This is a genomic window from Streptomyces sp. NPDC034084, from assembly GCF_055575535.1.
In genome coordinates this window covers 525189-548270 of record NZ_JBVISK010000004.1, presented here as the reverse complement: position 1 = coordinate 548270, position 23082 = coordinate 525189, and the positions used below count along the sequence as shown (strand labels likewise).

Annotated in this window: 19 protein-coding genes; 4 read left to right on the top strand and 15 right to left on the bottom strand. The window is 71.4% G+C overall.

Annotation, left to right across the window (positions count from 1 at the left end; all coding sequences use genetic code 11):
• Window positions 1-4: 4 nt before the first annotated feature.
• On the bottom strand, window positions 5-1687 hold the full coding sequence (locus ACZ51I_RS17600) for an urease subunit alpha (protein ID WP_468876539.1): 1683 nt from the start codon (window positions 1685-1687) through the stop codon (window positions 5-7).
• Window positions 1687-2370, bottom strand: coding sequence for an urease subunit gamma (ureA, locus tag ACZ51I_RS17595; protein ID WP_468876537.1), 684 nt, complete (start codon window positions 2368-2370; stop codon window positions 1687-1689). The genes ACZ51I_RS17600 and ureA overlap by 1 nt, the downstream gene beginning before the upstream one ends.
• A gap of 148 nt (window positions 2371-2518) precedes the next feature.
• Here ureA and ACZ51I_RS17590 point away from each other — a divergent pair, with 148 nt between their 5' ends.
• Window positions 2519-3940, top strand: a complete 1422-nt coding sequence (locus ACZ51I_RS17590; protein ID WP_468876535.1) for a cytosine permease — start codon at window positions 2519-2521, stop codon at window positions 3938-3940.
• Here the strand turns inward: ACZ51I_RS17590 and ACZ51I_RS17585 are convergent, their stop codons facing one another.
• From ACZ51I_RS17585 to ACZ51I_RS17575, 3 genes are all read right to left on the bottom strand, one after another.
• A complete protein-coding gene (locus ACZ51I_RS17585) occupies window positions 3941-5035 on the bottom strand; it encodes a branched-chain amino acid aminotransferase (RefSeq protein WP_468876533.1) in 1095 nt (364 codons plus the stop codon). It abuts the gene before it with no gap.
• 255 nt (window positions 5036-5290) lie between these two features.
• Window positions 5291-6331, bottom strand: coding sequence for a 3-isopropylmalate dehydrogenase (locus tag ACZ51I_RS17580; protein ID WP_468876531.1), 1041 nt, complete (start codon window positions 6329-6331; stop codon window positions 5291-5293).
• Window positions 6332-6411: 80 nt separating this feature from the next.
• On the bottom strand, window positions 6412-6543 hold the full coding sequence (locus ACZ51I_RS17575) for a hypothetical protein (protein ID WP_260461862.1): 132 nt from the start codon (window positions 6541-6543) through the stop codon (window positions 6412-6414).
• Window positions 6544-6843: 300 nt separating this feature from the next.
• Here ACZ51I_RS17575 and ACZ51I_RS17570 point away from each other — a divergent pair, with 300 nt between their 5' ends.
• Together ACZ51I_RS17570 and ACZ51I_RS17565 are read left to right on the top strand one after the other, a co-directional pair.
• A complete protein-coding gene (locus ACZ51I_RS17570; protein WP_468876529.1) occupies window positions 6844-7185 on the top strand; it encodes a PadR family transcriptional regulator in 342 nt (113 codons plus the stop codon).
• Window positions 7182-7901: a hypothetical protein gene (locus ACZ51I_RS17565; RefSeq protein ID WP_468876527.1), complete on the top strand. Its 720-nt coding sequence runs from the start codon at window positions 7182-7184 to the stop codon at window positions 7899-7901. The genes ACZ51I_RS17570 and ACZ51I_RS17565 overlap by 4 nt, the downstream gene beginning before the upstream one ends.
• A 34-nt stretch (window positions 7902-7935) precedes the next feature.
• On the opposite strand, the gene ACZ51I_RS17560 is transcribed toward ACZ51I_RS17565, so the two are convergent.
• The 3 genes from ACZ51I_RS17560 to ACZ51I_RS17550 form a co-directional block, all read right to left on the bottom strand.
• A complete protein-coding gene (locus ACZ51I_RS17560) occupies window positions 7936-8472 on the bottom strand; it encodes a GNAT family N-acetyltransferase (RefSeq protein WP_468876525.1) in 537 nt (178 codons plus the stop codon).
• A 179-nt stretch (window positions 8473-8651) separates the two neighbouring features.
• The gene (gene pruA / locus ACZ51I_RS17555; RefSeq protein WP_468876523.1) at window positions 8652-10283 is read right to left on the bottom strand and encodes an L-glutamate gamma-semialdehyde dehydrogenase; all 1632 of its coding nucleotides are present in this window, start codon (window positions 10281-10283) and stop codon (window positions 8652-8654) included.
• 30 nt (window positions 10284-10313) lie between these two features.
• Window positions 10314-11240, bottom strand: a complete 927-nt coding sequence (locus ACZ51I_RS17550) for a proline dehydrogenase family protein (RefSeq protein WP_468876521.1) — start codon at window positions 11238-11240, stop codon at window positions 10314-10316.
• A gap of 182 nt (window positions 11241-11422) precedes the next feature.
• Here ACZ51I_RS17550 and ACZ51I_RS17545 point away from each other — a divergent pair, with 182 nt between their 5' ends.
• Complete coding sequence (locus ACZ51I_RS17545; RefSeq protein WP_468876519.1) at window positions 11423-12535, top strand: PucR family transcriptional regulator; 1113 nt, start codon at window positions 11423-11425, stop codon at window positions 12533-12535.
• A gap of 19 nt (window positions 12536-12554) precedes the next feature.
• Here ACZ51I_RS17545 and ACZ51I_RS17540 read toward each other — a convergent pair whose 3' ends face one another.
• The 7 genes from ACZ51I_RS17540 to ACZ51I_RS17510 all read right to left on the bottom strand — a co-directional run bounded on the left by ACZ51I_RS17540 (window position 12555) and on the right by ACZ51I_RS17510 (window position 23049).
• A complete protein-coding gene (locus ACZ51I_RS17540; protein ID WP_468876517.1) occupies window positions 12555-13121 on the bottom strand; it encodes a TetR/AcrR family transcriptional regulator in 567 nt (188 codons plus the stop codon).
• A gap of 76 nt (window positions 13122-13197) precedes the next feature.
• On the bottom strand, window positions 13198-14787 hold the full coding sequence (gene serA, locus ACZ51I_RS17535) for a phosphoglycerate dehydrogenase (RefSeq protein WP_468876515.1): 1590 nt from the start codon (window positions 14785-14787) through the stop codon (window positions 13198-13200).
• A 237-nt stretch (window positions 14788-15024) separates the two neighbouring features.
• Complete coding sequence (gene ilvC / locus ACZ51I_RS17530; protein ID WP_468876513.1) at window positions 15025-16026, bottom strand: ketol-acid reductoisomerase; 1002 nt, start codon at window positions 16024-16026, stop codon at window positions 15025-15027.
• Window positions 16027-16145: 119 nt separating this feature from the next.
• Window positions 16146-16673, bottom strand: coding sequence for an acetolactate synthase small subunit (ilvN, locus tag ACZ51I_RS17525; protein ID WP_030222540.1), 528 nt, complete (start codon window positions 16671-16673; stop codon window positions 16146-16148).
• A gap of 31 nt (window positions 16674-16704) precedes the next feature.
• Window positions 16705-18555, bottom strand: a complete 1851-nt coding sequence (locus ACZ51I_RS17520) for an acetolactate synthase large subunit (protein WP_468876511.1) — start codon at window positions 18553-18555, stop codon at window positions 16705-16707.
• 227 nt (window positions 18556-18782) lie between these two features.
• Window positions 18783-21617, bottom strand: a complete 2835-nt coding sequence (locus ACZ51I_RS17515) for a putative bifunctional diguanylate cyclase/phosphodiesterase (protein ID WP_468876857.1) — start codon at window positions 21615-21617, stop codon at window positions 18783-18785.
• A gap of 466 nt (window positions 21618-22083) precedes the next feature.
• Window positions 22084-23049 (bottom strand): 2-hydroxyacid dehydrogenase, encoded by a 966-nt coding sequence (locus ACZ51I_RS17510; protein WP_468876509.1) that lies wholly within the window; start codon window positions 23047-23049, stop codon window positions 22084-22086.
• Window positions 23050-23082 lie beyond the last annotated feature (33 nt).

The following is a 23082-nucleotide window of genomic DNA, read 5'->3' as shown; positions in this document are numbered from 1 at the left end:
GGTCCTAGAGGAAGTAGAGGCGGTTGAGGGAGACGGACTCGGCCGCCTCGGAGCGGATCGGGGAGCCGTCGAGCGAGACGAGTCCCGTCCGGTCGTCGACCTGCACGTCGCCGACGCGGGAGTTGAGCCGCAGGTCGGCGGGGCCGATGCCGCGCGTGCCGCGCACGGCGACACGGCGGCGGCGGGTCGGCATCGCGTCGGAGCCGAGGTCGACGGCGGCCTGGGCGACGAAGGCCACCGAGATGTCGGCCGGGGTCGCTCCGTGGCCGCCGAACAGCGGTCCGAGGACGAGCGGTTCACAGGTGTCGGTGGCGGCGTTCGGATCGCCCACGACCCCCCACGCGGGGAAGCCGGACTTCAGCACCAGTTGGGGCTTGGCGCCGAAGAACTCGGGCCGCCACAGCACGATGTCGGCGAGCTTGCCGACCTCGATCGAGCCGATCTCGTGCGCGAGGCCGTGGGCGATCGCCGGGTTGATGGTGAGCTTGGCCATGTAGCGCAGGACGCGCGCGTTGTCGTCGTGCGCGCCGTCGCCCTCCATGGGTCCGAGCTCGGCCTTCATCTTCCCGGCCATGGCGAAGGTCCGGCGTACGGTCTCGCCGGCCCTTCCCATCCCCTGCGCGTCGGAGGAGGTGATCCCGATCGCGCCGAGGTCGTGCAGGACGTCCTCCGCGCCCATCGTCCCGGCCCTGATCCGGTCGCGCGCCATGGCCGCGTCGCCCGGGAGGTCGGTCTTCAGGTCGTGGACGGAGACGATCATCCCGTAGTGCTCGGCGACCGCGTCGCGGCCGAAGGGGAGCGTCGGGTTGGTGGAGGAGCCGATGACGTTCGGCACGCCCGCCATCTTCAGGACGTTGGGGACGTGTCCGCCGCCGCAGCCCTCGATGTGGAAGGCGTGGATCGTACGGCCTTCCAGGACGCTGAGGGTGTCCTCGACCGACAGGCACTCGTTCAGGCCGTCCGAGTGCAGGGCGACCTGGACGTCGTGCTCCTCCGCGACCCGCAGGGCGGTGTCCAGGGCCCGGGTGTGGGCGCCCATGTCCTCGTGGACCTTGAAGCCCGAGGCCCCGCCCTCGGCGAGGGCCTCCACCAGCGGCGCCGGGCCGGAGGACGAGCCGCGCGCCAGGAAGCCGATGTTGACCGGCCAGGCGTCGAAGGCGTTGAAGGCGTGCCTGAGGGCCCAGGGCGAGTTGACGCCGACGCCCCAGACGGGGCCGAACTCCTGGCCGATGACCGTGGTGACGCCGCTCGCGAGCGAGGCCTCCATGATCCGGGGCGACAGCAGGTGGACATGGGTGTCGACGGCTCCGGCGGTGGCGATGAGGCCCTCGCCGGAGACGATCGAGGTGCCGGTGCCGACGACGACCTCGACGCCGTCGAGGGTGTCGGGGTTGCCGGCCCGCCCGATGGCGTGGATCCGGCCCTCGCGGATGCCGACGGACACCTTGCGGATGCCCTGCACGGCGTCGATGACCAGCACGTTGCTGATGACGACGTCGCAGGTCTCGCGGACGGCCGCCGCCTTGAGGTGGAGGCCGTCGCGGGCGGTCTTGCCGAAGCCGGCGAGGAACTCGTCGCCGGGCTTCTGGGAGTCCGACTCGACGCGGACGACGAGTCCGGAGTCGCCCAGGACGACACGGTCGCCGGCGCGCGGGCCGTGCACGGATGCGTACTCGTACGGGTCCATCAGTTCTCGACTCCCAGGTAGCCACAGGCCGCCGCGCGCCGCAGGGCCTCTTCCTTCGCGCCGGGCGCGTCCAGCGGGCCGTCGACCAGACCCGCGAAGCCGATGGCGACGCGGGCGCCGCCGATCGGCACGAGCCCGACCGTGGCCTCGCCGCCCGGGTCGAAGCGGAAGGAGGCTCCGGCCGGGATGGCGAGCCGCATGCCGTAGGCGGCGGCCCGGTCGAAGTCGAGGCGCGGGTTGACCTCGAAGAAGTGGAAGTGGGAGGTGACGCTCACGGGGACCGTCGCCGTGTTGCGTACGTGGAGGGTGAGCGCCGGTTCGGTCTCGGGGTGCCCGGCGCCCGGCAGCAGCGCGCCCGGCGCCTCGGCACCCAGGCCGCCGCCGCTGATCGGGTCGGAGACGACCGCGAGCCGCGAGCCGTCGTCGAAGACGGCCTCGACGTGGACCTCGGTGACGATGTCGGCGACGCCGGGAAGGACGTCGTCGGGGCCGAGGACGGAGCGGGCGGCCGCGATCGCCTCGGCGAGTCGCTTGCCGTCGCGGGCCGCCTCGCAGACGGTGTCCGCGACGAGGGCGGTCGCCTCGGGCACATTGAGCCGCAGGCCCCGGGCCCGGCGGGCGCGGGCCAGCTCGGCGGCTCCGAAGAGCAGCAGCCGGTCGCGTTCCGTGGGGGTCAGTCTCACGCCCCAAACACCTCCTGCAATTGCGACACGTTTGAGCGACACTCTAAATGTTGAGAAGCGCTCTTCCAAGCATTGACGTCACCGACAGGCGTAGGTCACATTGAGCGTCGCTCTAAATAGCCCTCGCCCGCCCCCGCAGGGAGTCCCCATGCCGATAGAACAGCGCGGAGTCGACACCATCCCCGAGGCCGAACGCACCAGCGGCCCTCGCGACCTCGTCTCGATCCTGCTCGGATCCAACCTCTGTCTGGGGGTGATCGTCTTCGGCTGGCTGCCGGTCTCCTTCGGACTCGGCTTCTGGGCCTCGGTGACCTCCGTCGTCACCGGCACCCTCGTCGGCGTCGCGGTCACCGCCCCGCTCGCGCTCGTGTCCCTCCGTACCGCGACGAACCTCTCCACCTCCTCCGGCGCCTTCTTCGGCGTCCGCGGCCGGCTCGTCGGCTCCGTGGTCGGGCTGCTGCTCTCGCTCGGCTACACCGCGCTCACCCTCTGGATCGGCGGCGACGTCATGGTGGGCACGCTGGCCCGCCTCGTCGGTCTGCCGACCGGCGGTGCCGCCCACGCCCTCGTCTACGCGTTCCTCGCCGCCTGCACGGTGGTCGGAGCGGTGTACGGCTACCGACTGCTGCTCCGGCTGAGCAAGGCGCTCGCGATCGGCATGACGGTGCTCCTCGCCGTCGGCCTGGCCGCCTACGCCGGGGACTTCACGACGGCGGCCGTCCCGGACACGCCGTACCTGCTCGGCTCCTTCTGGCCGACCTGGCTGCTCTCGGCCGTCGCGGCGGGCCTCAGCGGACCGGTCGCCTTCATCACGCTGCTCGGCGACTACACCCGGTACGTCTCCCCCGAGCGGCACAGCGCGAAGACCGTGTGGCGGGCCACCTGCCTGGGCCTGACCGTCGGCCTGCTCGTCCCGCAGCTCTTCGGCACGTTCACCGCCCTGGCGGCCCGCGGCGGCCTGGACTACGCGGGCCCGCTCGTCGACGCGTCCCCCGTCTGGTACCTCGTACCGCTGTTCGTCGCCGCCACCGCCGGCTCCGTCGGCAACGCCGGGCTGATGCTGTACTCGATGGGGCTCGACCTCGACGCGATCCTGCCGAAGGCCACGCGCGCGCGTGCCACCCTCGTGGTCGCGGCGGTGGCGACGGCCTTCGTCTTCGCCGGCCACTTCGCCTCGGACGCCCAGACGGCGATGACCTCGTTCGTCCTGCTCCTCACCGCGATCGGGACCCCGTGGGCGGTGATCACCCTGATCGGGCACGCCCGCTGCCGCGGGTCGTACGACCCGGAGGCGCTCCAGGTCTTCAACAACCGCTCGCGCGGCGGGATCTACTGGTTCTCGGCGGGCTGGCACCCGCGCGCCACCCTCTCCTGGGCGGTCGGCGCGGCGGTCGGCCTGGCCGCCGTGTCGACGCCGCTCTACGAGGGGCCGCTGCTCGCCCTGACGGGCGGGATCGACTGCAGCTTCGTCTTCTCGGGGATCGTGGGCGGCGCGCTGTACGCCGCGCTGACGCCGCACAGGGCGTCCGGGACCGTCACGGTCCCGGACGCCCTGGCGGCGACGGAGTAGTTACTGCTTGCCGAGCTCGTGCATCCAGCCGTGCGTGTCCTCGGACCTGCCGGTCTGGATGGCGAGCAGCGCCTCGCGCAGCTTCATCGTGACCTCGCCGGGCTCGCCGCCCGACTGCTGCCACTCGCCCCGGGCGGACTTGACCGTGCCGACCGGGGTGATGACGGCGGCGGTGCCGCAGGCGAAGACCTCGGTGAGGGTGCCGTTCTCGGTGTCGGCCTGCCACTGGTCGATGGAGACGCGGGCCTCCTCGGACTTGTAACCGAGGTCCTCGGCGACCTTGAGGAGCGAGTCGCGGGTGATGCCCGCGAGGAGCGAACCGGTGAGGGTCGGCGTGACGATCTTGTCTCCGTACACGAAGTACAGGTTCATGCCGCCGAGTTCCTCGACCCACTTGTGCTCGACCGCGTCGAGGTAGCAGACCTGGTCGCAGCCCTTGGCCGCCGCCTCGGCCTGCGCGAGCAGGGAGGCCGCGTAGTTGCCGCCGGTCTTGGCGTCGCCGACGCCGCCGGGGACGGCGCGGACGCGGTCCTCCGAGGCCCAGATGGAGACGGGCTTCACGCCGCCCGGGAAGTACGGGCCGGCCGGCGAGGCGATGACGACGAAGAGGTACTCGTTGGCCGGGCGGACGCCGAGGCCGACCTCGGTGGCGATCATGAACGGACGCAGGTAGAGCGAGTCCTCGCCGCCGTGCGCCGGCACCCAGGCCTCGTCGTGCCGGACGAGGACGTCACAGGCCTCGACGAAGGTCTCGACCGGCAGCTCGGGCATGCCGAGCCGGCGGGCGGAGGACTGGAAGCGGCGGGCGTTGGCGTCCGGACGGAAGGTGGCGACCGAGCCGTCGGGGCGGCGGTACGCCTTCAGGCCCTCGAAGATCTCCTGCGCGTAGTGCAGGACGTTCGTCGCGGGGTCCAGGGAGAGCGGACCGTACGGGACGAGCTGCGCGTCGTGCCAGCCGCGGCCCTCGGTCCACCGGATGGTGACCATGTGGTCGGTGAAGTGGCGGCCGAATCCCGGGTTGGCCAGGATCGCCTCGCGCTCCGCGGCGGACAGCGGGCTGGAGGAGGGCTTGAGCTCGATCGTGGGCGTCGTCATGAGTGCGTGTCCTTCACCGGTTGTGTGGGGAGGACCGCGCGCGCCCGTCGCCGTCGGGGACAGCTGTCCCCGACGAGGCGGCGTCCGGGCATGCCCGTATGCCGCGGCCCCACGTTCGATTATCGCCCGTGGGGACCGGTGCGGGAAACGGATGAGCGCGGTCCGGGGTTCGGGGTGCGCCCGGCGGCCGCGCAAGAAACAGCCGCCGGGCGCTGAGGCGACCCGGCGGCTGCTGCTGATGTCAGTCGGCGCGGGTCAGCTCGCTACTCGCGCGGCGAGCGCGTCGCCGATCTCGTCCGTGGTGCGGACGCTGTCGCCGCGCTCGGTGAGGTCGGCGGCGACGGCCTCCTCGACCCGGGCGGCCTCGGTCTCGTAGCCGAGGTGGCGGAGCAGGAGGGCGACGGAGAGGACGGTGGCCGTGGGGTCGGCCTTGCCCTGGCCCGCGATGTCCGGCGCGGAGCCGTGGACCGGCTCGAACATCGACGGGAACTCGCCGCTCGGGTTGATGTTGCCGGAGGCGGCGACGCCGATGCCGCCGGAGACGGCCGCGGCGAGGTCGGTGATGATGTCACCGAAGAGGTTGTCGGTGACGATCACGTCGAAGCGGGCCGGGTCGGTGACGAGGAAGATCGTCGCGGCGTCGACGTGCAGGTAGTCGGTGGTGACCTCGGGGAACTCGGCCGCGACCTTGTGGAAGACGTTCGTCCAGAGGTGGCCGGCGAAGGTCAGCACGTTGTTCTTGTGGACCAGCGTCAGCTTCTTGCGCGGGCGGGCCTGCGCGCGGGCGAAGGCGTCGCGGACCACGCGCTCGACGCCGAAGGCGGTGTTGACCGAGACCTCGGTGGCGACCTCGTGCTCGGTGCCCTTGCGGATGGTGCCGCCGTTGCCCGTGTACGGACCCTCGGTGCCCTCGCGGACCACGACGAAGTCGATCTCGGGCTGCCCGGCGAGCGGGGTGGCGACGCCGGGGAGCAGCTTCGAGGGACGCAGGTTCACGTGGTGGTCGAAGGCGAAGCGGAGCTTCAGCAGGAAGCCGCGCTCCAGGACACCGGACGGCACCGACGGGTCGCCGATCGCGCCGAGCAGGATGGCGTCGTGCTTCTTGAGGGAGTCGAGGTCGGCGTCGGTGAGGGTCTCACCGGTGGCGTGGTAGCGCTTGGCGCCGAAGTCGTACTCCTCGGTCTCCAGCTTCACGTCCTGGGGAAGGACGGCCGAGAGGATCTTGAGGCCCTGGGCCACGACCTCCTGGCCGATGCCGTCGCCGGGAATGACTGCGAGATTGATGCTGTGAGACATGTCGGCACCCTACTCTTCGTCCCATCGTCTGACACGTCACGTCCATCATGTGGACGAAGCGCCATACGGGTGAAGGCGTGTCAGTGGCCGGTGGAGCCGCCGTTGTCACGGCGGTCGAGGGCGCGCTGGAGGGCGGCTGCGGCGTTCTGGCGGGCCTCGTCGCTGGGACGGTTGGCGGAGTGGCGGACGCGGCGGGCGGTCTGAGTGGCCATGAGGGATCGACTCCTTGAGATCAGTGGTGATCCGGATGTGCGGAGATCAGTGGTGATCGAAGGCGCCGGAAGGGGCGGGGAGCGCCGCCGCAGGGGTTGCCTGCACAGGGCGTCGCGCTCTCGGCCGCCATTCGCTTGATGAAGCGAGACGTTCGGCTTCTACAAAGCTAGGGCAGACCCCCTGATCTGTCTCCACAATTACTCGGACTTCCTACTATCTGAGACGGCACCCCACCCTTCGTGGCCCCTGGCTCACCTATCTAGGTTGCGTTCCTACCTAGGTAGTGATGAGATGCACCCATGGCCGCAGACCGCAGATCCAGCTGGCTCAAGGGCGTCCTCGACCTGCTCGTCCTCTCCTGCCTGACCGACGGCGAGAGTTACGGGTACGAGATCGCGAAGGCGCTCGACGGGGCCGGCCTGGGGGAGATCAAGGGCGGGACGCTCTATCCCGTGCTGAACCGCCTGGAGCAGGCCGGTCTGGTGGAGGCCGAGTTCCGGGCCGCCGAGCGCGGGCCCGGGCGCCGCTACTACCGGCTCACCGGTCCGGGCCGGGCCCACCTCTCGGCCGAGAGCGAGGCCTGGGCGGAGTTCCACCGGGCCGTACGGAAGCAACTGCACGCAGGGGGAACCGCACCATGACCACCGACGCCTACTTCACCGAACTGGCCGCCGCACTGCGCGCCGCGGGAGTGCCCGAGGAGCAGATCGCACGGACGGCCGACGAACTGCGCGGCCACCTCGCGGAGACGGGGACCGCTCCGGAGGAGGAGTTCGGGCCGGCCGAGGGCTTCGCGGCCCGGCTCGGCGGACTCACCCCGGCCCCCGGGGAGCCGGACGAGGCCGCGGAGCGCTGGACGTGGACCGCGGACCTCTTCAACGACCGCCGGATGCTGGCCGTCCACGGCGACCAGGGCTGGGAGGTGGAGGGCCTGGACAGCCTCGGCCGCTTCGTCTGCCGCCGGGCTCCCGGGGCGCCGCTCGCCTGGGAGTACCGCCGCGAGGTGATCAAGGGGCGCCGTCGCGGCCAGGTCCTGGCGGAGCTGGAGCCGGAGGGCTGGGAGCTGTGCGGCGAGTGGCTGGTCTACGGCTACTTCAAGCGCCCGAAGGCGGCGACCGCGGGTCCGGCGGGGGCGCTCCCCTCGGTCCCGGCGACGCCCGCGAAGTGGCTGTTCCTGAGCCGGCGCGGCAAGGCGCTGCTCGGCGCCTGGGCAGTGGTGGTCGCCGCCGCCTACTTCGCGCTCGGCCTGCCGGGGTACGCGGTGGTCTTCGTCGCCCTGGGCAGCGCGGTCACGGCCGCGCTGACGGCGAAGCTGGAGACGGAACGCGGCCGCGTGGAGGCGGCCCGCAAGGGCTGAGGCGCCCCCTAGGGCGAAACACGCCCTAAGGGCGTCACATCACATCGCCGTCCCGCCAGTCGAAGACCAGCGGGACGGCGGGGTCCGGCAGGGCGAGTCCGTCCGCCGGGCGCAGGAAGACGAAGCCCTCCTCCTCCGCGAGGTGGACGATCCCCCCGGGCCCGAGCGCTTCGAGGCGCCCCTCCCAGACCCGCCAGCCGCGCGCCCGGTAGAGCGCGGCCCCGTCGTCCGAGGCGCCGAGCGCCCCGAAGGCGTACGCCCCGTCGATCACCCGCTCCAGACCGGCCATGACCGCGCCGCCGAGCCCCTGCCGCCGGAGGTCCTCGCGGACGGCGACGCCTTCGACGTACCCGACGCGGTGCGAACGGCCGCGGTGGAGCGCCCGGCGCAGCACGACGGCGCCATGGGCGGCGATGCCCCGCTCGTCCTCGATCCAGGCGTGGACGCCACCGAGGGTGTGGTCCCAGTCGTCGTCGGAGAAGTCGCCCTCGAAGGCGGTGTCGAGCATCTCGCGTACGGAGCGGAGCCGGGCGGCACCGAGTTCATGGGTGGGCGCGATCCTCACGGTCATGCCCCACCTTCCCACACTCGCCTAACCCCTCACCAGGCATTGACAGGTTGACGGCACCCCGTGAATCGCTCGTGGCTCCTTCCTGGCCCGGCGTGTGGGGAAGGGGGAATGAGAACCGCCCCCGTCCTCGGTTGGGGGACCGAGGAGGGGGGCGGTGATCAGGGGGAGCTACGGGCAGGTCAGCCCATGTGCGGGTAGCCGTACTCGGTCGGCGGGACCAGCGTCTCCTTGATGGCGCGGGTCAGCGTCCAGCGCATCAGGTTCTGCGGGGCGCCGGCCTTGTCGTTGGTGCCGGAGGCGCGGCCGCCGCCGAAGGGCTGCTGGCCGACGACGGCGCCGGTCGACTTGTCGTTGATGTAGAAGTTGCCCGCGGCGAAGCGGAGCTTCTCCATCGTGTACGCGGCGGCCGCGCGGTCGCCGGAGATGACCGAGCCGGTGAGGGCGTAGTCCGAGACCGACTCCATCTGGGTCAGCATCTCGTCGTACTTCTCGTCCTCGTACACGTGGACGGCGAGGATCGGGCCGAAGTACTCGGTCGTGAAGACCTCGTTCTCCGGGTCGTCGCAGACGATGACGGTCGGGCGGACGAAGTAGCCCACCGAGTCGTCGTACGTGCCGCCGGCGATGATCGTGCAGCTCGGGTCGGCCGCGGCACGGTCGATCGCCGCCTTGTTCTTGGCGAAGGAGCGCTCGTCGATGACGGCGCCGATGAAGTTCGACAGGTCGGTGACGTCACCCATGGTGATGCCGTCGACCTCGGCCGCGAACTCCTCCTTGAAGCCGTCGTTCCAGATCGACGCCGGGATGTAGGCGCGGGAGGACGCGGAGCACTTCTGGCCCTGGAACTCGAAGGAGCCGCGGGTCAGGGCGGTCTTCAGGATCGCGCGGTCGGCGCTCGGGTGGGCGACGACGAAGTCCTTGCCGCCGGTCTCGCCGACGATCCGCGGGTACGAGCGGTACTTCTCGATGTTGTTGCCGACCGTCTTCCACAGGTGCTGGAAGGTCTTGGTCGAGCCGGTGAAGTGGATGCCGGCCAGGTCGCGGTGGTTCAGGGCCACCTCGGAGACGGCGATGCCGTCGCCGGTCACCAGGTTGATGACGCCCTTCGGCAGGCCGGCCTCCTCCAGGAGCTCCATGAGGAGCACGGCGGAGTGGGTCTGCGTCGGGGACGGCTTCCAGACCACCACGTTGCCCATGAGAGCGGGGGCGGTGGGCAGGTTGCCCGCGATGGCCGTGAAGTTGAACGGGGTGATCGCGTAGACGAAGCCCTCCAGCGGGCGGTGGTCCAGACGGTTCCACACACCCGGGGAGTTCGCCGGCGGCTGCTCGGCGAGGATCTGGCGGGCGTACGCCACGTTGAAGCGCCAGAAGTCGACGAGCTCGCACGGGGTGTCGATCTCGGCCTGCTGGGCGGTCTTCGACTGGCCGAGCATGGTGGACGCGGCCAGCGTCTCGCGCCACGGGCCGGCGAGCAGCTCGGCGGCGCGCAGGATGATCGCGGCGCGGTCGTCGAAGGACATCGCGCGCCAGGCGGGGGCCGCGGCGAGGGCGGCGTCGATGGCGTCCTGGGCGTCCTGCTCGGTGGCGCCGCGGAAGGTGCCGATGACGGCCTTGTGGTTGTGCGGCTGGACGACCTTGAACTCCTCGCCGCCGCCGAGGCGCTTCACGCCGCCGATGGTCATCGGCAGCTCGCGCGGGTTCTCCGCCAGCTCCTTGAGCTTGGTCTCGAGGCGGAGGCGCTCCGGGGAACCGGGGGCGTAGCTGTGCACCGGCTCGTTGACCGGAGCGGGGACCTGGGTGACAGCGTCCATGAGTCTCGTAACTCCTTGTGAGAGGTGGGCTCAGCCCTTGGTGAGGATGGAGCGGACGAAGAAGAGGAGGTTGGCCGGCTTCTCCGCGAGGCGGCGCATGAAGTAGCCGTACCAGTCGGTGCCGTACGCGGTGTAGACGCGCATCCGGTGCCCCTCGGCGGAGAGCCGGTTCTGCTCCTCGCTGCGGATGCCGTACAGCATCTGGAACTCGTACTCGTCCAGCTTGCGCCCGGCGCGGCGGGCCAGCTCCTGGCCGATGGAGATCAGGCGCGGGTCGTGCGAGCCGATCATCGGGTAGCCCTCACCGTCCATCAGGATCTTCATGATCCGGACGTACGCCTTGTCGATCTCGGGCTTGTCCTGGAGGGCGACGGAGGCGGGCTCCTTGTAGGCGCCCTTCACGATCCGGACGCGGGAGCCGTTCGCGGCGAGGCGTCGGGCGTCGCCCTCGGTGCGGAAGAGGTAGGCCTGGATGACGCAGCCGGTCTGCGGGAAGTCCTTCCGCAGCTCCTCGTGGATGGCGAACATCGAGTCGAGGGTCGTGTGGTCCTCGGCGTCCAGGGTGACGGTGGTGCCGATCTCGGCGGCGGCCGCGACGACCGGGCGGACGTTGGCGAGGGCCAGCTCGTGCCCGTCCTCCAGGGACTGGCCGAACATCGACAGCTTCACGGACATCTCGGCGCGCTCGCCGAGGCCCAGCTCCTTGAGGCGGCCGATGAGCTCTAGGTAGGCGTCCCGGGCGGCGTACGACTGCTCGACGGTGGTGATGTCCTCACCGACGACGTCGAGGGTGACCTCCAGGCCGCGGTCGCTCAGCTCGGAGACGATCGGGACGACGTCGTCGACCGTCTCACCGGCGATGAAGCGGGCGACGACCTGCTTGGTCCCGGGGGCGGCCGACACGAGACGGCGCATCTTGTCGCTGCGCGACGCGGCGAGGATCACGGGACCCAGCACGGGGACCTCCAGAAGGACAGGTGACGAAGGATGCCGTACCCGCTCATTCGAAAGAAACCGGGAACAGCACGAAGAACCACCGTGAAACCTAAGGATCGCTCCGATCGTCCGCCATCTACAGCTGTCACGCATCCGTGTGCGCAGGCTCATACAAATGTCTGAGAGGGTGCGAGAATGGCCCCGTGAAGGGCGATTACCAAGAACTGGTGGACGAGATCTCCGCGCTGCTCGGCGCCCCGGCGACCCTGGAGAACCGCGATTTCGGCCTGATCGCCTTCGGCGCCCACGACAGCGACGACGACACGGCGATGGACCCGGTCCGGACGCGGTCGATCCTGACCCGGAAGTCGACCCCGGCGGTCCGCGCCTGGTTCGAGGGCTTCGGCATCACCCGGGCGACGGGCCCGGTCCGCATCCCGGCCGCCCCGGACGCCGGCGTGTTCCGGGACCGCCTCTGCCTTCCCGTACGCCATCGGGGCGTCGTCCTCGGGTACGTCTGGCTGCTCGACGCCGAGCCCGGCCCCGCGCCCGCGCAGCTCACGGCCGCGATGGAGGTCGCCACCCGGATCGGCGGCCTCCTCGCCGACGAGGAGCGCGCGGACGCCGACCTCTCGCGCGAGTTCGCCGCGGTCCTCACGGCCGGGCGCGGCTGGCAGAGCGACATGGCCGTCGCGGCGCTCCGGGCGGCCCTGGGGCCCAGCGCGGACGGCCTGCACACCGTCGTCTGCGTGACGCCCTGGCACGGCGAGGCCCCTTCGGTCCGGGCGGTCCCCGGCGCGGCGGCCGTCACCACCCTCCCCGAGGGCGAGTGCCTCGCCGTCCTCGTACGGCTGCGGACGGCCGAGGACCTCTCCCCCGCCCACACGGCCGCCGAGCGGCTGCGCGCCACCGCCCCGGCCGGCATCGCGACCGCCCGCCGGGGCCTCGCGGAGCTCCCGGCGGCCTGGCGCGAGGCCAACACGGCGGCCCGTGCGGCCACGGCGCAGCCGGCGCTCGGCCCCGTCGCGGAGTGGGCCGGGATCGGCCCGTACCGCCTGCTCGCGGCGCTCTACCACCCCGAGATCGACCCCGTCGTCGCACCGCTGCTCGCCCCCGCCCACGCCGAACTGGCCCGCACCGCCGAGGCGTTCCTCGACAACGCGGGCCAGGCGGGCCGCACGGCGGCGGCCCTGGGCATCCACCGCCAGACCCTGTACTACCGGCTGTCGCGGGTCGAGCAGCTCACGGGCCTGGACCTGGACGACGGCGAGGACCGCCTGCTGCTCCACATGTCCCTCAAGTCGGCCCGGCTCTGAACGACCGCCCCGCCGACCGCTACTGATCCCCCATCAGCACCCGGAGACCCGCGGTGAGATCGTCGGCGCTCGGGGCGGTCTCCGGGTCGACCATCCACTGGATCATGACGCCGGTCGCCAGGGCCTGGCAGAGCAGACCCGCCACCCGGGCCTTCTCCGGATCGGCCTCCGGGTCGATGCCGAGGAAGCCCTCGGCCATCCCGAGGCGGCCCTCCCGCTGCGGCTCCTTGATGGCGTCGCGCAGCTTCTCGTCGTCGTCGAGCCGGGTGACGATCTCGGTCTGGAGCTTCCAGACCGCCCGGCTCGCTCCGGCGGCGGCGATGACCTGTTCCCAGACGGCGTGGAACCGCTCGTACGGGTCGGCCGGCAGCGCCGCCGTGCCCGCCGCCCCGGCCTGCTCGCCCCACTCCTCGGTCAGAGCAAGGAAGGCCTGCTGGAGCAGGGCGTCCTTGGAGCCGTAGTGGTAGCCGATGGAGGCGAGGTTGGTGCCCGAGGCGGCGACGATGTCGCGCGCCGTGGTGCGCCCGTACCCCTTCTCCAGGAGGCAGCGCTTGGCGCCTTCGAGCAGGTCTTCCTTGTGTCCCATGACAGCACTGTACCCGGCCGCTAGACGCTTGTGTAAGACGAGCGTCTAGCAACCGGGTACGGAGGCGCCGGGAGCGTCAGATCAGGTTGACCGAGCGGGCCGAGGCGGCGCCGATCTCGGCCGAGATCTCCGCGAGCACCGTGGCCGGGACGGTGTCGTCCACGGTGAGGACGACGAGCGCCTCGCCGCCCTCCTCCGCGCGCGCCACCTGCATGCCCGCGATGTTCAGACCGGCCTCGCCGAGGATCCGGCCCACCGTGCCGACGACACCCGGGCGGTCCTCGTAGCGCAGCACGACCATGTGGTCGGCGAGGGCCACGTCCACGTCGTAGTCGCCGACGGCGACGATCTTCTGGAGGTGCTTGGGGCCGGCCAGCGTGCCGGAGACCGCGACCTCCTCGCCGTTCGCCAGCGTGCCGCGCACGGTCACCACGTTGCGGTGGTCGGGCGACTCGGAGCTCGTCGTCAGGCGCACCTCGACACCGCGCTCCTGCGCGAACAGCGGCGCGTTGACGTACGACACGGTCTCGTCGACCACGTCCTCGAACACGCCCTTGAGCGCGGAGAGTTCGAGCACCTTCACGTCGTGCTGGGTGATCTCGCCGTACACCTCGACGTCGAGACGGGCCGCGACCTCGCCCGCGAGGGCGGTGAAGATCCGGCCGAGCTTCTCGGCGAGCGGCAGACCCGGCTTGACGTCCTCGGCGATGACACCGCCCTGGACGTTGACCGCGTCCGGCACGAGCTCACCGGCGAGCGCCAGGCGCACCGAGCGGGCGACGGCGATGCCGGCCTTCTCCTGGGCCTCGTCCGTGGAGGCGCCGAGGTGCGGGGTGCAGACGACCTGGTCGAGCTCGAAGAGCGGGGAGTCCGTGCAGGGCTCCTTGGCGTACACGTCGAGGCCCGCGCCGGCGACCCGGCCCTCCTTGAGCGCCGAGTAGAGCGCCGCCTCGTCCACGATCCCGCCGCGCGCGGCGTTGACGATGCGGACGGAGGGCTTGACCTTGTGCAGCGCCTCGTCGCCGATGAGACCGAGGGTCTCCGGGGTCTTCGGCAGGTGGACGGTGATGAAGTCGGCGACCTCGAGCAGCTCGTCCAGGGCGAGCAGCTTCACGCCCATCTGGGCGGCGCGGGCGGGCTGCACGTAGGGGTCGTACGCGACGATCTTCATGCCGAAGGCGGACATGCGCTGGGCGACCAGGACGCCGATGCGGCCGAGGCCGACGACGCCGAGGGTCTTCTCGCTCAGCTCGACGCCCGTGTACTTCGAGCGCTTCCACTCGCCGTTCTTCAGCGCGGTGTTGGCCTGGGGGATGTTGCGCGCCGTGGCGACGAGCAGACCGCACGCGAGCTCGGCCGCCGTCACGATGTTCGACGTCGGGGCGTTCACGACCATCACGCCGGCCTTGGTGGCGGCGGAGACGTCGACGTTGTCCAGGCCGACACCGGCACGGGCGACGACCCGCAGCTTCCCGGCGGCGGCGATGGCCTCGGCGTCGACCTTGGTCGCGGAGCGGACCAGGATCGCGTCCACATCGGCGATGGCGGGGATCAGCTCGGCCCGGTCGGCACCGTTGCAGTGCCGGATCTCGAAGTCCGGGCCCAGGGCGTCGACGGTGGCGGGCGACAGCTCTTCAGCGATGAGTACGACAGGTTTCGAGCTCACGTGAGTCCTCACAGGTCCAGTGCGGACGGCCGTCCCGACGGCCGCAGGCGGTGGAGGGGGCTTGCCGCGTGAAAGCGCACGACGCTGTGGGCCTGACGCGTATGTTGTTGAGAAGTGTAGTGGTGCACCGGCGCCGTTCATGCGCCTCGTTGGAAGGATCACCCGTCCGTGGTTGGACGGCGTGTCCAACGATGCGGCGAGGGGCCGGACGCGCTGTCCGGCCCCCGCCCTGGAGGCTTACGCCTCTTCGTCGTTCACCCAGCTCATGAGCTTGCGCAGCTCCTTGCCGGTGGTCTCCAGGAGGTGGTTGGCGTCCTGGGTCTTGTACTCGTTGTACTTCTTCAGGCCGCCGTGGTACTCGGCCATCCACTCCTTGGCGAAGGTGCCGTCCTGGATCTCCGCGAGGACCTTCTTCATCTCGGCCTTGGTGGCCTCGGTGATGATCCGCGGGCCGGTGACGTAGTCGCCCCACTCGGCGGTCTCGGAGACCGACCAGCGCATCTTCTCCAGGCCGCCCTCGTACATGAGGTCGACGATGAGCTTCAGCTCGTGCAGGCACTCGAAGTACGCGATCTCCGGCTGGTAGCCGGCCTCGGTCAGGGTCTCGAAGCCCGCCTTGACCAGAGCCGCGGTGCCACCGCAGAGGACGGCCTGCTCGCCGAACAGGTCGGTCTCGGTCTCCTCGGTGAAGGTCGTCTTGATGACGCCGGCGCGGGTGCCGCCGATGCCCTTGGCGTACGAGAGCGCCAGCGCGAAGGCGTTGCCCGTCGCGTCCTGCTCGACGGCCGCGATGCACGGAACGCCGCGGCCCTCCTCGTACTGACGGCGGACCAGGTGGCCCGGGCCCTTCGGGGCGACCAGGGCGACGTCGATGCCCTCGGGCACCTTGATGAAGCCGTAACGGACGTTCAGGCCGTGACCGAAGAAGAGCGCGTCGCCCTCCTTCAGGTTGTCCTTGATGGACTCCTCGTAGACCTGGGCCTGGATCGGGTCCGGCGTCAGGATCATGATGAGGTCGGCCTCTTCCGCCGCCTGGGCGACGGAGACGACCCGCAGGCCCTGCTCCTCGGCCTTGGCCTTGGACTTCGAGCCCTCCTGCAGACCGACGCGGACGTCGACACCGGAGTCACGGAGCGACAGCGCGTGGGCGTGGCCCTGGCTGCCGTAACCGATCACCGCGACCTTGCGGCCCTGGATGATGGACAGGTCGGCGTCGTCGTCGTAGAACAGCTCGGCCACTGGGTATCTCCTTGAGGTGCTGGTGTTGCGTCCCACCGTACGGCGGGGAGCGGGAGGAAGGTTTTCGGGTCTCGTCAGTCGGACCGCCGGGTGGACCGGCGGTCGGCCTCCGATGACTCTCAGGCGCTGCGGTCGAGGGCCCGCAGGGACCGGTCCGTGATGGACCGGGCGCCACGCCCTATGGCGATCGTGCCGGACTGAACGAGCTCCTTGACGCCGAACTGCTCCAGCATCTTGAGCATGGCGTCCAGCTTGTCACTCGAACCGGTGGCCTCGATGGTGACCGCCTCGGGCGAGACGTCCACGGTCTTGGCGCGGAACAGCTGCACGATCTCGACGATCTGGGAGCGGGTCTCGTTGTCGGCGCGGACCTTCACCAGGACGAGCTCGCGCTGGATCGCAGCGCTGGGCTCGAGTTCGACGATCTTCAGGACGTTGACCAGCTTGTTGAGCTGCTTGGTCACCTGCTCCAGGGGCAGGTCCTCGACATTGACCACGATGGTGATGCGGGAGATGTCGGGGTGCTCGGTGACGCCCACGGCGAGCGAGTCGATGTTGAAGCCGCGGCGCGAGAAGAGCGCGGCGATCCGGGCGAGGATGCCGGGCGTGTTCTCGACGAGAACGGAGAGCGTGTGCTTGGTGGACATGTCTGGGTCTCTTCCTTTTCGCTCTGCGCGCTCAGTCGTCTTCGCCGTCGCCGAAGTCGGGGCGGACGCCCCGCGCGGCCATGACCTCGTCGTTGGAGGTTCCCGCGGCGACCATCGGCCAGACCTGGGCGTCCTCGTGGACGATGAAGTCGATCACGACCGGGCGGTCGTTGATGGCGTTGGCCTCGGCGATGACCTTGTCCAGGTCGGCCGGGTCCTCACAGCGCAGGGCGACACAGCCCATGGCCTCGGAGAGCTTGACGAAGTCGGGGACGCGGGTGCCCTTGTTCGCCTGGACGTCGTCCGGGCCGGAGTGCAGGACGGTGTTCGAGTAGCGCTGGTTGTAGAAGAGCGTCTGCCACTGACGGACCATGCCGAGGGCGCCGTTGTTGATGATGGCGACCTTGATCGGGATGTTGTTGAGGGCGCAGGTGGTGAGCTCCTGATTGGTCATCTGGAAGCAGCCGTCGCCGTCGATCGCCCAGACCGGGCGGTCCGGCATGCCGGCCTTGGCGCCCATCGCGGCGGGGACCGCGTAGCCCATCGTCCCGGCGCCGCCGGAGTTCAGCCAGGTGGCCGGCTGCTCGTAGTCGATGAAGTGGGCGGCCCACATCTGGTGCTGGCCGACGCCCGCGGCGAAGATCGTGCCCTCGGGGGCGAGCCGGCCGATGCGCTGGATGACCTGCTGCGGCGAGAGGCTGCCGTCCTCCGGCAGGTCGTAGCCGAGCGGGTAGGTCTCGCGCCAGCGGCTCAGGTCGCTCCACCAGGCGGTGTAGTCGCCCTTGTTGCCCTCGCTGTGCTCGGCCTGGACGGCCTGGACCAGGTCGGCGATGACCTCGCGGGCGTCACCGACGATCGGGACGTCGGCGGCGCGGTTCTTGCCGATCTCGGCCGGGTCGATGTCCGCGTGGACGATCTTGGCGTACGGGGCGAAGCTGTCGAGCTTGCCGGTGACGCGGTCGTCGAAGCGGGCGCCGAGGGCGACGATCAGGTCGGCCTTCTGCAGCGCGGTGACGGCGGTGACCGCGCCGTGCATGCCCGGCATGCCGACGTGCAGCGGGTGGCTGTCGGGGAAGGCGCCGAGCGCCATCAGGGTGGTGGTGACCGGGGCGCCGGTGAGCTCGGCGAGGATCTTCAGCTCGGCGGTGGCGCCGGCCTTGATGACGCCGCCGCCGACGTAGAGCACGGGCCGCTTGGCGGCGCTGATCAGCTTGGCGGCCTCGCGGATCTGCTTGGCGTGCGGCTTGGTCACCGGGCGGTAGCCGGGCAGGTCGGTCTGCGGCGGCCAGCTGAAGGTGGTCTTCGCCTGGAGGGCGTCCTTGGCGATGTCGACAAGGACCGGGCCCGGGCGGCCGGTGGAGGCGATGTGGAAGGCCTCGGCGATCGTCCGCGGGATGTCCTCGGCCTTGGTGACGAGGAAGTTGTGCTTGGTGATCGGCATCGTGATGCCGCAGATGTCCGCCTCCTGGAAGGCGTCCGTGCCGATCGCCTTCGAGGCGACCTGGCCGGTGATCGCGACGAGCGGCACCGAGTCCATGTGCGCGTCGGCGATCGGGGTGACCAGGTTGGTCGCGCCCGGGCCCGAGGTGGCCATGCAGACGCCGACCTTGCCCGTGGCCTGGGCGTAACCGGTGGCGGCGTGGCCCGCCCCCTGCTCGTGCCGGACGAGGATGTGACGCACCCGCTGCGAGTCCATCATCGGGTCGTAGGCCGGCAGGATCGCGCCGCCGGGGATGCCGAAGACGGTGTCGGCGCCCACTTCCTCGAGAGAACGGATGAGGGACTGGGCACCCGTGACGTGCTCGACGGTGGTGGCGGGCTGCGCGCCGTTACGGGGCCGCGGCTGCGGATGGTGCCCGGTGGCCTGCTCGGTCATCAGCATCTCTTCTCGAGGCAGAGGGTTTTTGCGAGGTGTTTTGCGGGGGTTTGCTGCGTTTTCGGGGTGAGCCGGTGCAACAAAAAACCCCTCGTGCCGTGAGGCAAGCGAGGGGAGCGCGTCGGGTGCGTTCTCAGCGGGACCTACCGGGTCCTGCTTCAGCCGACGCGCTTTCCAAGTACGAGAATTCGGGTGCGCATGGCACTGACCCTCCCTCTCCGGCCTCATCACTGTCAAGTGGGTGGGACAGGCGTCTCAGCATTTGGGCGAATCGGGGGACGGTTTCCGACATGGACGGGGACCGCCCCGGGCAGCGGGTACTCGTCCCGTACGAGCGCCCTGCGCAGGCGGTACTCGTCGAGCGGGCCCGAGAAGGCCATGCCCTGGGCGTGGGTGCAGCCCATCGCGCGCAGGGCGACGACCTGCTCCGGGACGTCGACGCCCTCGGCGACGGTCTCCATGCCGAGCTCGCCGGCGATGCGCAGCACCCCCCGGGTGATCTTGCGGAGCCGCGCGGACTCGACCACACCTTCGACCAGCCCCCGGTCCAGCTTCAGTATGTCCACGGGGAGCCTGCGCAGGGCGTTGAGCGCGACGTGTCCGCTGCCGAACCCGTCGAGCGCGATCCGCACCCCGAGCCGCCGCAGGCTGACCAGGCGCTGTTCGAGCTCGTCGAGCGAGATCCGGGGGTCGCTGTCGGCGAGCTCGACGATCAGCGAGCCGGACGGCAGCCCGTGCCGGGTGAGGAGCGACTCGACCGAGCCGAGCGGCAGGGAGCGGTCCAGGAGGCGCCGGGAGGAGAGCCGGATGGACACGGGCGTACGGTGGCCGATTCCCGCCCGCTCGGCGGCCTGCTCGACGGCCTCCTCGAGGAGCCAGCGGCCGAGCTCGGCGGTGCGCTCGCCGTCGTCGGTGACGCGGAGGTACTCGGCGGGGGTGAAGAGGATGCCCTGGCTGGAGCGCCAGCGCGCCTGGGCGCTGACGGCGGAGATCCGGCCGGTGGCGAGGTCGACGACCGGCTGGTGGAGCAGGGCGAACTCGCCGTCGTGCAGGGCGGTGCGCAGCCGGGCGGCCAGCTCGCTCCGGCGGACCACCTCGGCCTGCATCTGCGGGGCGTAGAGCTCGACGCGGTCCTTGCCGGCGGCCTTGGCCCGGTACATGGCCAGGTCGGCGTTGCGCAGCAGGTCGCCGGCCTCGATGCCGGGCTCGGCGAAGGCGACGCCGATGGAGGCGGCGACCCGCACCTCGTTGCCGCCGTCCACGCGGTAGGGCTGGGAGAGCGTGAGCCGGAGCCGGTCGGCGATCTCCTGGACCTGGTTCCGGCGGGCGGTCTGGTCCCGGAGGCCGTCGCCGAGGATGAGGGCGGCGAACTCGTCGCCGCCGAGCCGGGCGGCGGTGTCCCCGGCCCGTACGGAGTCGTGGAGGCGGCGGGCGGCCTGGACGAGGAGGTCGTCGCCCGCCTGGTGGCCGAGGCGGTCGTTGACCCCCTTGAAGCCGTCGAGGTCGATGAAGAGCACGGCGGTGCCGGCGTCGGAGGCGCGGCGGCCGCTGAGCGCCTGCCGGACCCGCCGGGTGAAGAGGGACCGGTTGGGCAGGTCGGTGAGCGGGTCGTGCTCGGCGTTGTGCTGCAGCTGGGCCTGGAGGCGGACGCGCTCGGTGACGTCCCGGCTGTTGAAGATCAGGCCGCCCTGGTGCCGGTTGACGGTCGACTCGACGTTGAGCCAGTCGCCGCGGCCGGAGCGGAAGCGGCACTCGATCCGGGTGGTGGGCTCCTCGGCGGGCGAGGCGGCCAGGAAGCGACGTACCTCGTGGACGACGGCGCCGAGGTCCTCGGGGTGGATGAGGGAGGCGAGCTCGGAGCCGATGAGGTCGTCGGCGTCCCGTCCGTACACGCCGGAGGCGGCCGGGCTGACGTAGCGGAGTATCCCGGTGGGCGCGGCGATCATGATGACGTCGCTGGAGCCCTGCACCAGTGACCGGAAGTGGTTCTCCTTCTGGGCCAGCTCGTGGGTGAGGGCCATGTTGTCGAGGAGCATGATGCCCTGCCGTACGACGAGGGCGAGCACCACCGTGCAGCCGGTGAGGACGACGACGCGGTCGACCCGGCGCCCCTCGACGACGTTGTACAGGATGCCGAGGGTGCAGACCGCCGCGGCGAGGTACGGGGTGAGGGCGGCGAGCGAGCCGGCGACCGGGCGGCTGTGGAGCCACGGGCCGCGCGGGGCGGCCGCGCCGTCCGGTTGCCGGCGCACGCCCCAGGGCGCGTAGGCGAGCAGCAGCGAGCCGGCGAACCAGCCGGCGTCGAGCAGCTGGCCGGAGGCGTAGTTCTCGCGGAGCAGCGGCGAGGTGAAGAGGGCGTCACACAGCACGGTCAGGGCGAGTGCGGCGATCGCGGTGTTCGTCGCCGAGCGGTTCGCCTGTGAGCGCCGGAAGTGCAGGACGAGGACCATGCTGACGAGCACGATGTCGAGCAGTGGGTACGCGAGCGCCAGCGCGGCCTGGGCGACGGACTCGCCCTCGAAGTGCGCGGTGCGGGCGAGGGCGAGGCTCCAGGAGAGCGTGAGCAGGGAGCCCCCGATGAGCCAGGCGTCGAGCCCCAGGCAGACCCAGCCGGCCCGGTTGGCGGGCTTCTTCGCGAGGACGAGGAGACCCACGATGGCGGGCGGCGCGAAGAGCAGGAAGAAGAGATCGGCGACGGAGGAGTCGGGCACCTCGGTGCGGAGCACGACCTCGTACCAGCCCCACACGGCGTTCCCCGCGGCGGCCATGAAGGAGGAGAAGGCGAAGAGCAGCCAGGCCGGGCGGGCGCTGCCACGGCGGCCGCGGCCGTAGAGGAAGCAGGAGACGGCGGCGGTGAACGCGGCGGCACTGAGCCCGAAGTCGCCCATGAAGAGTGCCAGTCGGGGGGAGCCCCAGCCGAGGGAGGCGCCGGTGGTGTACCCCGCGCAGACGAGCCCGAGGGCGATCTGGGCGCGGGCCCCGCCGAGGCAGGTGCGCCGCGGGCCCGGGTGGCCGGAGCCGCCGCCGCCGACGGGGCGGCGCGTCATGACCGCCCCGGGCGCGCTCACCGGATCCTCCGGTGCCGCGCCGCCGCACCCGGCCGCGTCGTGCGGCCGCGCCGCCGGCTCGTCGGCACCCCCGGGGTGCCCGTCGCGGTCGTGGGCGTCGCGTTCGTGCGCGTGGGGTCCGGTGTCCGGCGCCGTGGCGGCGCGTGGCGCCAGGTGGGGCGCCGCCTGATCCGGCACCGAGCGCGCCAGGCCGGCGGTGAGGCATGGAAGGCCTGCCGACGGCGGCGTCGCCGCGTCGGATCGTCGGTCCTCCGGCCGTGTTTCACCCGTCGCCCCCCTCGGAACCTGATGACCCGTCACTTCACTCCCCGGCGTCAGCTCGTACTCGACGCAGCCCCCGCCACCGGACGATACACCAGGACCGTCACACAGGGACAGGGTCGCAGTACTCTCCGTGACGGACAGGGGGCTTGTACGCGGCGCGTGTCGGGGCGCGCGCCGCCCGCCCGGCCCGACATGCCCCCGGTCAGCCGGTCGTGAGCAGGACGTTGGCCAGTTCCTCGCCCGCCGCGAACCGCCGCAGCTGTCCCGCGATCAGCCGCTTCGCCCTCGGCATGAAGGCCGAAGTGGAACCTCCCACATGGGGACTGATCAGGACACCGGGAGCGTGCCACAACGGGTGCCCGGCCGGAAGCGGTTCCGGGTCGGTGACGTCGAGCGCCGCCGTGATCCTGCCGCTCTCGACCTCCTTGAGCAGCGCGGTCGTGTCGACGACCGGGCCGCGGGCGACGTTCACGAGCAGCGCCCCGTCCTTCATCCGTGCCAGGAACCCGGCGTCGGCGAGACGCGTGGTCGCGGGCGTGAGCGGAGTGGAGAGCACGACCACGTCCGCCTCCGGCAGCAGCGCGGGCAGGTCCGTCAGGGCGTGCACCGGGCCGCGCTCTGTGGTGCGCGCGGAGCGTGCGACGCGCGCCACCCGCGCGCACTCGAAGGGCGCGAGCCGGTCCTCGATGGCGGAGCCGATCGAGCCGTAGCCGACGAACAGGACGGACTTGTCGGCGAGGGCCGGGTAGAAACCGGCCCGCCACTCCTCGGCGTCCTGGCCGCGCACGAATCCGGGGATGCCGCGCAGCGAGGCGAGGATCAGGGCGAGGGCGAGCTCGGCGGTGCTGGCCTCGTGGACGCCCTTGGCGTTGCAGAGGGCGACCCCCGGCCGCAGCGAACCGATGCCCGGCGTGACGTGGTCGATGCCGGCGGACAGGGTCTGCACCACCCGCAGGGAGGTCATCCCGGCCAGTGGCCGTACCGCGATCTCCGAGCCCTTCATGTACGGGACGACGTAGAAGGCGCAGCGCGCCGGGTCGGCGGGGAACTCCGGACCGCCGTCCCACAAGCGGTAGTTCAGGCCCGACCCGCCCGGCGCGGGGAGCCCGTCGATCTCCTCCGCCGGAATCGGAAGCCACACGTCAGCGGTCGTGTCGTCGAATCTCATGACCAGGAGGCTATGCGAAGAATCCCGGCCGCC

Excerpts from the sequence above, each read along its gene's own strand:
- ACZ51I_RS17600 (WP_468876539.1), bottom strand. The coding sequence starts at position 1,687 with ATGGACCCGTACGAGTACGCATCCGTGCACGGCCCGCGCGCCGGCGAC.
- ACZ51I_RS17590 (WP_468876535.1), top strand. The coding sequence starts at position 2,519 with ATGCCGATAGAACAGCGCGGAGTCGACACCATCCCCGAGGCCGAACGC.
- ACZ51I_RS17585 (WP_468876533.1), bottom strand. The coding sequence starts at position 5,035 with ATGACGACGCCCACGATCGAGCTCAAGCCCTCCTCCAGCCCGCTGTCC.
- ACZ51I_RS17580 (WP_468876531.1), bottom strand. The coding sequence starts at position 6,331 with ATGTCTCACAGCATCAATCTCGCAGTCATTCCCGGCGACGGCATCGGC.
- ACZ51I_RS17575 (WP_260461862.1), bottom strand. The coding sequence starts at position 6,543 with ATGGCCACTCAGACCGCCCGCCGCGTCCGCCACTCCGCCAACCGTCCC.
- ACZ51I_RS17570 (WP_468876529.1), top strand. The coding sequence starts at position 6,844 with ATGGCCGCAGACCGCAGATCCAGCTGGCTCAAGGGCGTCCTCGACCTG.
- ACZ51I_RS17565 (WP_468876527.1), top strand. The coding sequence starts at position 7,182 with ATGACCACCGACGCCTACTTCACCGAACTGGCCGCCGCACTGCGCGCC.
- ACZ51I_RS17560 (WP_468876525.1), bottom strand. The coding sequence starts at position 8,472 with ATGACCGTGAGGATCGCGCCCACCCATGAACTCGGTGCCGCCCGGCTC.
- pruA (WP_468876523.1), bottom strand. The coding sequence starts at position 10,283 with ATGGACGCTGTCACCCAGGTCCCCGCTCCGGTCAACGAGCCGGTGCAC.
- ACZ51I_RS17540 (WP_468876517.1), bottom strand. The coding sequence starts at position 13,121 with ATGGGACACAAGGAAGACCTGCTCGAAGGCGCCAAGCGCTGCCTCCTG.
- ilvN (WP_030222540.1), bottom strand. The coding sequence starts at position 16,673 with ATGTCCACCAAGCACACGCTCTCCGTTCTCGTCGAGAACACGCCCGGC.
- ACZ51I_RS17520 (WP_468876511.1), bottom strand. The coding sequence starts at position 18,555 with ATGCTGATGACCGAGCAGGCCACCGGGCACCATCCGCAGCCGCGGCCC.
- ACZ51I_RS17510 (WP_468876509.1), bottom strand. The coding sequence starts at position 23,049 with ATGAGATTCGACGACACGACCGCTGACGTGTGGCTTCCGATTCCGGCG.